The 10819-nt window shown below is 36.9% G+C and carries 12 protein-coding genes; all 12 read right to left on the bottom strand.

Going from position 1 to position 10819, the window contains the following annotated elements; genetic code table 11:
- Positions 1-873: hypothetical protein (locus tag FJR38_RS04170; RefSeq protein ID WP_168535556.1), on the bottom strand; the 873-nt coding region annotated here is incomplete at its 3' end.
- Between the two features lie 111 nt (positions 874-984).
- A complete protein-coding gene (locus FJR38_RS04165) occupies positions 985-1506 on the bottom strand; it encodes a HEAT repeat domain-containing protein (protein ID WP_168500141.1) in 522 nt (173 codons plus the stop codon).
- A 323-nt stretch (positions 1507-1829) separates the two neighbouring features.
- Positions 1830-2393, bottom strand: coding sequence for a hypothetical protein (locus tag FJR38_RS04160; RefSeq protein WP_168535554.1), 564 nt, complete (start codon positions 2391-2393; stop codon positions 1830-1832).
- Between the two features lie 12 nt (positions 2394-2405).
- Positions 2406-4103, bottom strand: a complete 1698-nt coding sequence (locus tag FJR38_RS04155) for a hypothetical protein (RefSeq protein WP_168535552.1) — start codon at positions 4101-4103, stop codon at positions 2406-2408.
- A gap of 195 nt (positions 4104-4298) precedes the next feature.
- Positions 4299-4703: a hypothetical protein gene (locus tag FJR38_RS04150; protein WP_168500137.1), complete on the bottom strand. Its 405-nt coding sequence runs from the start codon at positions 4701-4703 to the stop codon at positions 4299-4301.
- 13 nt (positions 4704-4716) lie between these two features.
- Positions 4717-5325, bottom strand: coding sequence for a hypothetical protein (locus FJR38_RS04145; protein ID WP_168500030.1), 609 nt, complete (start codon positions 5323-5325; stop codon positions 4717-4719).
- 375 nt (positions 5326-5700) lie between these two features.
- Positions 5701-7035: an NYN domain-containing protein gene (locus FJR38_RS04140; protein WP_168535550.1), complete on the bottom strand. Its 1335-nt coding sequence runs from the start codon at positions 7033-7035 to the stop codon at positions 5701-5703.
- A gap of 74 nt (positions 7036-7109) precedes the next feature.
- On the bottom strand, positions 7110-8324 hold the full coding sequence (gene xseA / locus FJR38_RS04135) for an exodeoxyribonuclease VII large subunit (RefSeq protein WP_168535548.1): 1215 nt from the start codon (positions 8322-8324) through the stop codon (positions 7110-7112).
- Between the two features lie 128 nt (positions 8325-8452).
- Positions 8453-8728 carry a hypothetical protein gene (locus FJR38_RS04130; RefSeq protein ID WP_168535546.1) on the bottom strand — a complete coding sequence of 92 codons (276 nt, stop codon included), beginning with the start codon at positions 8726-8728 and terminating at the stop codon, positions 8453-8455.
- 25 nt (positions 8729-8753) lie between these two features.
- A complete protein-coding gene (gene bioF / locus FJR38_RS04125) occupies positions 8754-9929 on the bottom strand; it encodes an 8-amino-7-oxononanoate synthase (RefSeq protein WP_168500127.1) in 1176 nt (391 codons plus the stop codon).
- A 6-nt stretch (positions 9930-9935) separates the two neighbouring features.
- Positions 9936-10577, bottom strand: a complete 642-nt coding sequence (ruvA, locus tag FJR38_RS04120) for a Holliday junction branch migration protein RuvA (protein WP_168500125.1) — start codon at positions 10575-10577, stop codon at positions 9936-9938.
- A gap of 1 nt (position 10578) precedes the next feature.
- On the bottom strand, positions 10579-10686 hold the full coding sequence (locus FJR38_RS04115; protein ID WP_371418142.1) for an HAD family hydrolase: 108 nt from the start codon (positions 10684-10686) through the stop codon (positions 10579-10581).
- Positions 10687-10819 lie beyond the last annotated feature (133 nt).

Here is a 10819-nt window from a genome sequence, read left to right as displayed (position 1 = left end):
TTGTTCTTCTCTAACTTTGGCGTAGCAATTCCATCTCCCATTATCGCCCTCAAAAGCCAAAAGTAAAGAATCTTCATCATCAATTTTCCGAAATTGCCAATCATCTTTTTCAAAAAATGCGATTACATTGGCAAATATAGATTGATCATTTTTATAGCTACCATGACGATTTTCATCTGACCATTGTTGTAATGATTTAGCCATTACTCCTACTAATTCAGCGGTAGTTTCTTCGGCAATATTTTGAAATTGAATATTAGCTAATTCTTCTAATAATTTACTAATTTCTGTAATTGTTTCTGCTGTTTCTATTTCCGCAAGTTTGGGTAAGTTATCATTAGTCAAATCTTGAAAATATTTGAGGATAACTGTAGATATTTGAGATTGAGAAATATCCTCTTTTACCAAAATACTAGGACTAATATAATTCCAGAAAGTTCGATAACCGACTTCTTTTTGATCTTGAATTTGTTTAACTTCTAAAATAAACCAATTTTCTGTAAAAAATAAAGGATGATTTGGTTGAGATTGATTTACAGAAGTTAGATAATTAGCTATGTTGTTAATATTGGTTGCTGATTCAGTTAGTTGAGAAAGTAAATGAGGATGAACACTAGCTTCTATGTAAATTTCTAATGTAGAATCAAAGTCAATTAATGTTTCATTAGTTAATGCTTCTGGTTTCAGGTTAAATAATGATTCATTAATGATGCGAGAATAAAGTTCTGAATTAATACAGAAAGTAATATGACAATTAGTTAATTTATTCTCTTCTTTGGTTAAGGATATATTAACTATTGTCAGATTTAGATTTGTGTGGGAAGAGGAATGTAGAAAAATTTGGTGATGGAGAGGATGAGTATTTAAATTCATGTTTTTAGTAGTTATTTTGCTTATTAACATAATAACTGAAAACAGTGTGGGCAAATTCTTTTACTTCTTCATCTGGATTTGTCATTTATGCTTCTAGTTTAGATGAAATTTTTAGATACCAACTATTTCAAAAGATTCTAACAAAATATAAGCCTTATTCCGCACTTTATCATCTAAATCATTCTGATAAATTTTCTCTAAAATTGGTTTAAATTCAGTCCAACCAATATAGGCGATCGCTTGAATTACTACGTTCCGTATAATTGGCGATGAATGTTCTAGAGTTTGACATAATATGTCAAACAACTCAGAATCATAAGGCTGAGTAATCGCAACACCTAAATGAAGAATAGCAGTTTTCATTTCTTCTATAGTTGTAGCTATTTTGACACAATCAATAATTTCTTCTAATGAATAAAAATGGATTTCATACTCTTGCAACTCTAAGAGAGTTTTTTCCATATCTTTCCCCTTAATCACTAAATAAGGAAACCCAACAACATAGTCTTCAATATAATGCAACCCTGTTTGTTGATCTGAGGTTATCCAAGTTAGTTCAAAAGGAAGTTGATTTTCTATATCCTGTTCTTGTCTTCCCCATAGTAACCAATTGTTTTCCCAGGTAAAATCCATAATATCATCCTTAATTGAAGGACTTTTTATAATTAGCCGTTGGAATAAATAACCATCCATAGCTTGTATTCAACTTCCGAATTATTTCCGTCAACAAAGTTTAGTAATTGTTGCCCAATTTGTATCAGTGCATCTGAGCATTCATCACTTAGCTGACAGAGTGTATTCAAGCAATTATTCCAAGAATCAACTAGTTGTTGTGGGTTCTCAAATTTGCAACCCATATTATTAAGGATTTGGTGGATGATTGTGTTATATTGAGATTACTTCCAATGTGGAAGATAGATATTTTTAGCATCACTAGTTTATCATATTTATACTTTTTAGTGCTTGATTTGGTTAAGAATACTTTGAGCAAATTGTTGAACATCTTCGTCAGTATCTTCCTGTACAACTTTTTCGATCAGTTTCACACTTTCAGGCCATAGTCTATAAGCGATCGCCTGAACAGTAGCTTCACGCAACAGAGGAGTAGGGTGTTTTAAGTAGGTTTCAAACACACGAAACACTTGAGGATCGAAGTTAGGAAAACCCACAGCAATCCGAAAGAGTACATCAACCACTTCGTCATGTTCAGTAGCTGTACTAGCCATCTCAATTAATTCTTCAGGTTCATAAGCTGGAAGTCTTCTAACAATCTCAAACAAAAGCTGCCTTATTTCTGGCCCACGTACCCACAAAAACCGAGTACCACTTATTGAATCATCTATGTAGTGAATGGCATTCGCTTTGTCTGGTGTTGCCCATACTTCCTCAAAACGCTTATTTTTTTCATCTGGTAAGTATGTTTTGTACTTGATCCAGCCTTGTTTCTGTGCTACACCCAGGAAGTCATCATAATTAATATCTTCTTCTAGGACAAGAATTTCTCCTTCAAATTGACTCATACAACCTCCTTTTTAGTGATACCTGCCCCTGATATATTTTTGTAATTGCTGACGCACAAAATTTTCTACATCAGCAATAGTTGGTTCTCTTGTCAATACAGGTAAGTCTGTCATATTTCTTTTGAACCATGCCTTAATCGTATCTTTTTCTCGTTTATATCGTTCATCCCGTTTTTGGCGTATTTTTGTTCCTTGGCGAGGTGGGTCTTTACTTTTTTCCATTTCACTGGTTACTCGTCTAGCTCCTTGCTGCGCTCCGCCAAAAGATGCTGGATGTAAATCAATACCCTTATTTATATCGAGATGTTCTTTTCCTGTCTCTGGTGTCATCATCTGTGTAATCATTAAAGAATACACCAAATCGCGGCGGTGTCCCTGCGTACCTTTAGGATGGCTTGGTTCTTTTGCATACCAAAGCCCAAAAAGTTCGCCAATCGCCTCTCTCTGGTCTGTTGGGAGATCGGGTAATGCTTCTCCACGTAAAATTTTAGTGAACATCTCACCCACTTTGACATCAGCAAGTCGCTTTTTGAGTGTAGGGTACATATTTCCTCTATCAGATTCTAAACCAGCTATCTCCTGCCATTGTTCGTTGATAGGTGTAGGCTGATGCTTGTAACCTAATGGGCTTCCACTCTGTGTTGTTCCGATCTGGTATGCTTGGCGATCACGTAAACTAGTCAAAGCATTTCCTGGTTCTCTTAAGTCTAGAAAGGTTGATTCCCCTGGTATCGTTGAAGTTTTTCCTTCAGATGCGACTGGAATTGATTCTTCAGCTTTTATTCTTCTATCTCGATATGCTTGGCGATCGCGCAAAGTAACTGATGAAGTTCCTGATTCCCTTGATTCTAGGGAAATAGGATCTGTGGATTCTCTTTGTGTAGTTGAAGTTCCTTCTTTCAATGCTTCTGCGTCAGTAACATATTCTGAAGCAATTTTTTCCAAAACAGATAATACCTGATTAGTATCGAAAGTCCATCCATCTGCTAAATCTATAGTGGGATTTACTTTCGCAATAATATCAAATTTTCCTTTTTCTCCCACAACATCTAATTTTTGCAGACGATAGGCTAAACGCCAAATAGCTAATTGAGCTTTTAGTCTTAATTTAGAAGGTTTTTTAGCAATCAAAGTTTGAACTTTTGGTTTTAACTCACGTTCAACTTTTTCTACACGCTCTTTAATTTCTTGATCTTTTTCCTTATCTTTATCTTTCTTATCATCTTTACCTTTCTTATCTTTGTTACCCTTTTTATCCTTACTACCCTTCTTATCTTTATCTTTATTGTTCTTCCCTTTCTTACTAAACTTATCCTTCAAACCTTGAGCAATACCCTTAATTTTCCCTGCCACTTTCTTAGCAGCACTTACTAATTTCTTAATCAACCAATTAGAAACAAAATCAATCACAGTTACAGCCGCAGATGCTAACAAACTACCAAAAGATGGACCTGCTGTACCTGATTTAATTGCCTTCAAGAAAGCAATAAATCTTTCAAAAACTTGCAATATTTGTGATGCTGTTCCCCATGCTGCTTGTAATCCCTCAATCACAGTTAATATCATTCCCGCCGCCGGTACAAGCATTGATACTAATTTCTCTACTAAAATCCCAATTAATATTCCTGGTATGGCCTCCTTAATGCCATTCCAAGCCATTGTCCCAATTTCTGCAAGACTAATACCTCCTTGAATGATCATCTGAATCATATCTAAAGGTACGCCTAAAACAGATCAAGGTAAGAGTTTTAAAGGTTCAATTTAGGAATTTCATACCTCAATTCAGCAACGCCACATTTTTGAATACCTCATAATCCAACTTGAATAATTCTACGAATCTACAGAAATCTATGGTTTTTCCGAGCCTTTATTTAACATAGGCTAAATTAACTTAATCAATTTCGGTTAGCGGATGGTAATATTCAGTTCATTTATAACCATATCCAAAAGTTTTGACTGACCTCGAAACTTTTTAGAAATTAATAACAACTGTTGTTTCTGTTCTTGGTTAAGTGACCACGTTCGTAGTCCGTCAATCAAGACTTCTGCCAGTTCTCCATCTGCCTCTACTAACAAGCCAAGTAAAGGCTCGAACAATTGAGATGATGGAAAATTGGTTATTACCTGAATCAGCCTGATCTGAGCTTCTTGGTCAAGTAATGGCAAATGCTGAAGACACTCTTGTATTTCTCCAGATTGACTCAACTTCTGAGCCAGTTCAATAGCGACTTCGAGATAGTAGTCACCCCACCCATCAGGGCTAATCATGGGGTCAGTTACTATAGATAGCAGATCATCAAAAGTGGTCATATTGAATTCTTCTCTAGGGATTTAAATGTCCTATCCCAGGAAGATTTTGATTTTCTTGAAATGTGGGTTTATTTACTCTTCTATCTACCCTTATCCCTACTACTTCTCTATCGAATGTTTGATGGGTGGGATTTCTTTTGGTTTGAATATTCTGTTGTCCTATCCCAGGGAGATTTAGAACTTCTTGAAATGTAGGTGTATTTACTTTTCTATCTACACTTATTCCTACTACTTCTCTATCGAATGGTTGATGGGTGGGATTTCTTTTTCTTTGTGTTTGAATAGGGTAATCTATTGTTGATGTAGAGGGTGGTGTGTGGATTTTATTAACTACTTCTGTGGCAACGTTATCTGCTTCTTGTTCATATTTATCGTTGGGTTGCCCTATGGTTAATTTAGGTTGTATATTTGGTTGGGTTGGTGGTTCGGGTGGGAATATGGGAACATTTTTCAAGTCCAGTCCATAGGATTTCCCTGGTTCGTTTTCTGTTTCTAGGTCTATGTCTGTACTTGGTGGTTGTGATTTTTTGAGGGTATCACTTTCAAATGGCCTGGTTTGGAAGGGGTTTGACTGTGGTGCAGAGGTGTTATTTTGGCTGGTTTTTGTAGTTCGACTCTGCATGATTACACCCACAGTTTTTTTAGGATAATGTTATTATTTTGCCATGGTTTAGCAATAATTTGGGTATTCTGTTATGAAAATTATCCTAACTAACTCTTGCTCGTAAAGGTGTAAGAGATGTTGAGAATGGGCAAAAATCTGCTTTTTTTGTTCTAGTTCGACTATTTTACCAATGTGCATCACGGCAATGCGATGCTTTCGGCGATCGCTCAAAAATCAAAAATCTTGCTCACCATAAATCATGAAACAGGGAAACGCATCTAATTTATTTTGACAAAATGTAACTTATATGAATACAGAAAAAGGGTAACATTAGGAGTTTAATATCACTCTATTAATTGTATAACAAAAAGACATTGCCTACTTGATTATGAGTTAATTTTTAATACTTACTTCCCATTTTTTACCTACTTGCTGAATTTTTAAAGAATTGCAAGAATGTAAAAATTTAACCAAACTACCACCAATTTGTAATTGTTTTATTTGCTCAGTTATTGGTTTACCATATTGTTGATAAAATTTACTGCCTAAAATACTAATATCAACTGATTTCTGATGATCTGCTGTGATTAAATCAGTCAGAATATTTTTGATTGCTTGCTCTAACTCTGGTGGGGAAGTAATAGTAGATAATATAAGTTGAGTTTGTGAATTTTCTTGACTATTGTCTAACTTGGTTTGATGATGTTCAAATACCGTGACATATAATTCAGATTTTTCATCAATTTGATGAACTACAAACTCAGATGGATAGTTAATAAATACGTCTCTAGCTTTTTTACCAGGAAAGTGGTGAGCAACTATCTGACTAATAGTTAATTGATATTTGCTTTTAAATATTTTAGACAGGATAGAAAGTTTAATCCAATAACTTGCAGTTTGTTTTTGCTGCAATTTAATTAACCCCTTGATTTGGGAAATAAACTGCTCTACAGATGGTATTTCTGGTAGGGGTTTGAGGGAATGATTGATAATTTCACTGGTTGAACTATTGAATAGTTTAATATTTTCCCCTTGCTGACTGACTTGATAAACTAATATGCCATTTTGCTGTAAGATATTACATAAGTTTGTCATTACTTTATCTGATGAACAAACAAAAACTTCTTGAACATTGGGATAGCGTTCATGAATAGAAGAACCAATAGCAATCATTTTACCATCAGCATTATCTCTACCAGCAGGAACATGAATTAAATCATAACCCCGTTCATGTAATTCTACATCTAATTTTCCCCGATTTGACCAATTAGCAAAAGCAATTTTAACTTGCAGAGGACAATTACAAATTGTGGTTAAAAACTTTTCTGTATGAGTGTTGAGTTGGAGGTTTTCTGCATCTAAAAGTAAAACTGCTATACCAATAGATTGTCGCTGTGGAAAATGTAGCGAATTTGATTCAGGATTTTCGGAATTTAGTTGTTGAATAGAGGAGATTAAATCTGATAATAATTGGGAGTCAAAAGCAGGGGGAACAAGAATTGCTTTGAGTGATGATTGCAGTTTTTGTAATAATTCATCCCAGGTTTGAGTTTGACTGAGTATGGCTTTAAATTTTGTACTTAAGGCGGATTTATTTGTAGGTATTTGCCAGTTAATAGTTCGATATTTTGCAATCAATAATTCGGGTTGTTGTTGTTGAATAGCAATAATTGATTGACAAATATGGGCAGAAATTTTTTGTAATAAGACAGAATCATGATAGGACATGGCTTACATTGTACAGTAGAGCATCCTGGGATGAAGTCTAAAGTCTGAAAATATACGTTCTCGTCACTTAGGCTTCAGGTAACTTCTATAACTTTAACTGTTACCTTACCTTGTGCCAACTGAATCACCAAATTTTCCCCTATAGTTAATTCTGATACAGATCGAGGAATGACTCCATTCTCTGTTCTCACTACTGCATAACCACGCTGTAAGACGGCTTTGGGGTCAATACTGGCTAATTTTTGGCGTAACATTTCTAAATGTTGGCTGGCTTGTTGTAATTGTCCTGTGGTTATTTGTAGTAATTGCCGATGTTTCCAAGATAACTTTTGCCGTTCCTGTTCTACTTGTCTATCTAACCGCAATTGACGCAAGCGATGTTTTAACCCTTGGAGTTGCTTTTCTCTATTTGCTAATGATGAATTGACTGCTGTAGATAAGGCTGTAATTCGCTGCTGGTGTTGAATTTGTAAATTAGATAGTGAGGGAACAACGGTTTCGGCTGCGGCTGTTGGTGTATGTACGCACAAATCAGCGACTAAATCTGTTAAGGATTCATCTCTTTCATGCCCAATACCAGTAATGACGGGAATAGGACAATTAGCGATCGCCATAATGACTCTTTCATCATTAAAACAAGCTAATTCTTCAACTGCACCACCTCCTCTGGCTAAAATTAATACTTCGGCTCGACCATCTTGTTTGACTCGTTCGATGGCTTTAACTATGGATGCTGGTGCTTGTTCACCTTGGACTGTTGCGGGAGAAAATAAGATGTGTAAACCGGGATATCTATGTTTGAGGGTTTTTTGAATATCACCCCAAGCGGCTGCGGTGGGGGAGGTAACAACGGCGATAATTTGAGGATGTGGGGGAAGCGATCGCTTTCTTTCTGTATCAAATAGTCCTTCGGCTTCTAAGCGATTCTTCAATTGTTGGTAACGTAATGCCTGTAAACCTGCACCCGCAGGTAAAGCTTGCCATACTGTTAATTGATACTCTCCTCTTTGAGGGTAAATACGAATACTACCTAAAATTATTAATTGTTCACCAGCAACGGGCATTTGTGCTAATTTTGCTACTTGACTATTCCAAGCTACGCACTTAATTGAGGCTGTACCCTCAGTATCTTTTAATGTAAAAAATAGCCCGCTTCGGTGATGATTGGTACTGGAAACTTCTCCAGTCACCCACACTTGTCTGAGAATTTGATCTTGTTCTAATAGCAAGCGCAAGTAGTCGGTTAAACCAGCTACGGAAAGGGCGGTATCAGGAAATTCAAAGGTCATGACAGCAGGTGATATGAATGTATCTGAGAAGATGTTGGGAAAGTCTCTAAGGAATTTACCGCAGATTGAAGATGATGAACACGGATAAACGCGGATAATTTTATACTTCTATCATCAAATATTCTTTTTCACTGTAATGAATCAAAGGGGGACCATACAGGAAATTCTGTGCAATTATTTAATACTTCCAATTCTTCTGGGGAAAGTTCTGATAAATAATCATTGGTTTTGACTATTTTCTGGTGATAATCTTGAATATTGTCCGCAGGTGGTTGTAGGTTATTAACGTCTAAATTTTTGGCAAATTGTGGGATATATTCCTGGAGATGTTCTACTACTTGTTGTTGGATATTTAAGGGTAGAGTTTCCATTAAGGAAATTAATGCTTGGATATGAGGAGACATATTATTAACGTTTTTAACAAATAAATTATTCTAATTCTTCCATTGTTTTGATCACTTCTACTAATTTTTTAATATGTCCTAACTCATGTGTAGCCATTAGTGATATTCTGATCCGACTGGTACTGACTGTGGGGGGACGAATGGCTGGGGCGAAAATTCCTGATTTTCGTAAATGTGTTCCTGCTGTTAATGCTGCGGCAGCACTAGGCAATTGAAAACATAATATCGGTGATTCTGTTGGTAATAATTTTAAGTTAGGTAAATTATTTTGAATTAATTGTTTTAAATAATTGACATTTCGCCAGAGTTGCGATCGCCTTTGGGGTTCTTGTTGGACTATTTTGATGGCTGCTAGGGCTGCTGCGGTGTCTGCGGGGGAAAGGGCGGTAGTGTAAATCCAACTGGGGGCGCGATTGCGTAAAAAGTCAATTAGGGCGCTACTGGCGGCGACATACCCGCCTAAACTACCCAAGGCTTTACTTAATGTCCCAATTTGAATTAATTCCCTACCTGTACACCCGAAATGTTCTACACAGCCAGCGCCGGTTTTTCCCATGACTCCGGTAGCATGAGCTTCATCGAGTAATAGCATACAGCTAAATTCTTCAGCTAAATCTAGCAGTTGGGGTAATGGACATAAATCACCATCCATACTGAAGACGCTATCGGTAATGATCAAACAGCGTCGGTAATTCTTTCTGTGTTGCTGTAAATTTTGCAATAGTGCTGCAGTACCACCGTGCGGATATTCGGTCACCGTTGCACCGCTGAGAGTTGCCCCCTTTTTTAAGCTGGAATGGTTATATTGATCGGAGAAAATTAAGTCTCTTTTACCGACTATGGCGGCAATTGTGCCTAAATTTGCCAAATAACCGGAACTAAATACTAATGCGTCTTCAGTTTGTTTAGTAGATGCTATGCCCTGTTCTAATTCTCTGTGTAATTCTCGATGCCCACTGAGTAACCTCGAACCTGTGCTACCAGTGCCGAATCCTTGAATAGCATTAATGGCGGCTGTTTGTAAGCGTTCATCTCCTGCTAGTCCTAAGTAATCATTACTGGCAAAATTAATAACCTCTTGCCCAGATAATACCACAGTTGCACCGGGTCGGCTGTGAATCGTTTGTACGGAGCGATACCAGTCAGCCCGATGAATGGTGGCCAGAGATTCGTTTATCCAAGCATAAGGATTATTATTCATGATGAATTATGAACACTTTACTTCACTACTGCTGAGATAAGCGATCGCTTGTCTAATCCAATCTTCCACATAGGCATTTTTGGGTAAACCAATATCTTCGCTAACTACGTGCAAGGCGTGACTAACTTCATGGGCAGTATATCCCAAAGCAAAGAGAGTCATTTGCACTTCTTCTAAAATTCCTGGTGCCGGTCCGCCTGTAGCGACGAAGAAGCCTGCTGATTTGCGCCATTCGATTAGTTTGCTTTTGATTTCTAAACAGATGCGTTCAGCGATTTTCTTACCCACACCAGGGGCTTGAATTAATATTTGCACATTACCAGCAATAATAGCTTGGACTAACTCTGGTAATTCCATTGTATCCAAGAGAGCGATCGCTAATGCTGAACCAATACCACTGACACTGAGCAAGTGGCGGAATAAATCCCGTTCGGAGGGGGAAGAAAAACCGTAAAGCATGGGTATTTCGTCCCGAATCTGGTAATGGGTAAAAATTTGTACTACATCACCTGTTGATGTTAACTGCTTGGACAGACGTTGGGGAATTTGCAAATCATAACCCGTGCCATTTACTTCTAACGTCAAGATGACGCGATTAGAGCCAAGGGTTTGAACACCAGCAACGATACCTTTGAGATAGCTAATCATTTTATTTAAGAAACGGAAATACTGTAAACCTTCGCAAAAACTCTATTGCTTGACCTTTATCGCTGGTATGGGGTAAAATGTCAAGGTCATTTTCACCACTATAGTAAATATTTTTTTTTCTGGTAGAGTTGACGGTAAAAAACAGGCGATCGCCCTGTCAGATAAAATATGGAGTATAATTTGCAACAATTTCTATTTATTACTGATCTAGACCACACCCTCGTGGGTGATGATCAGGCAAT

Origin of the sequence: Anabaena sp. UHCC 0253 (genome assembly GCF_009712085.1) — a bacterium.
Taxonomy (GTDB): domain Bacteria; phylum Cyanobacteriota; class Cyanobacteriia; order Cyanobacteriales; family Nostocaceae; genus Dolichospermum.
This window is presented reverse-complemented; position numbering and strand designations above follow the sequence as displayed.

Excerpts from the sequence above, each read along its gene's own strand:
- FJR38_RS04165 (WP_168500141.1), bottom strand. The coding sequence starts at position 1,506 with ATGGATTTTACCTGGGAAAACAATTGGTTACTATGGGGAAGACAAGAA.
- FJR38_RS04160 (WP_168535554.1), bottom strand. The coding sequence starts at position 2,393 with ATGAGTCAATTTGAAGGAGAAATTCTTGTCCTAGAAGAAGATATTAAT.
- FJR38_RS04155 (WP_168535552.1), bottom strand. The coding sequence starts at position 4,103 with ATGATTCAGATGATCATTCAAGGAGGTATTAGTCTTGCAGAAATTGGG.
- FJR38_RS04150 (WP_168500137.1), bottom strand. The coding sequence starts at position 4,703 with ATGACCACTTTTGATGATCTGCTATCTATAGTAACTGACCCCATGATT.
- FJR38_RS04145 (WP_168500030.1), bottom strand. The coding sequence starts at position 5,325 with ATGCAGAGTCGAACTACAAAAACCAGCCAAAATAACACCTCTGCACCA.
- FJR38_RS04140 (WP_168535550.1), bottom strand. The coding sequence starts at position 7,035 with ATGTCCTATCATGATTCTGTCTTATTACAAAAAATTTCTGCCCATATT.
- xseA (WP_168535548.1), bottom strand. The coding sequence starts at position 8,324 with ATGACCTTTGAATTTCCTGATACCGCCCTTTCCGTAGCTGGTTTAACC.
- FJR38_RS04130 (WP_168535546.1), bottom strand. The coding sequence starts at position 8,728 with ATGTCTCCTCATATCCAAGCATTAATTTCCTTAATGGAAACTCTACCC.
- bioF (WP_168500127.1), bottom strand. The coding sequence starts at position 9,929 with ATGAATAATAATCCTTATGCTTGGATAAACGAATCTCTGGCCACCATT.
- ruvA (WP_168500125.1), bottom strand. The coding sequence starts at position 10,577 with ATGATTAGCTATCTCAAAGGTATCGTTGCTGGTGTTCAAACCCTTGGC.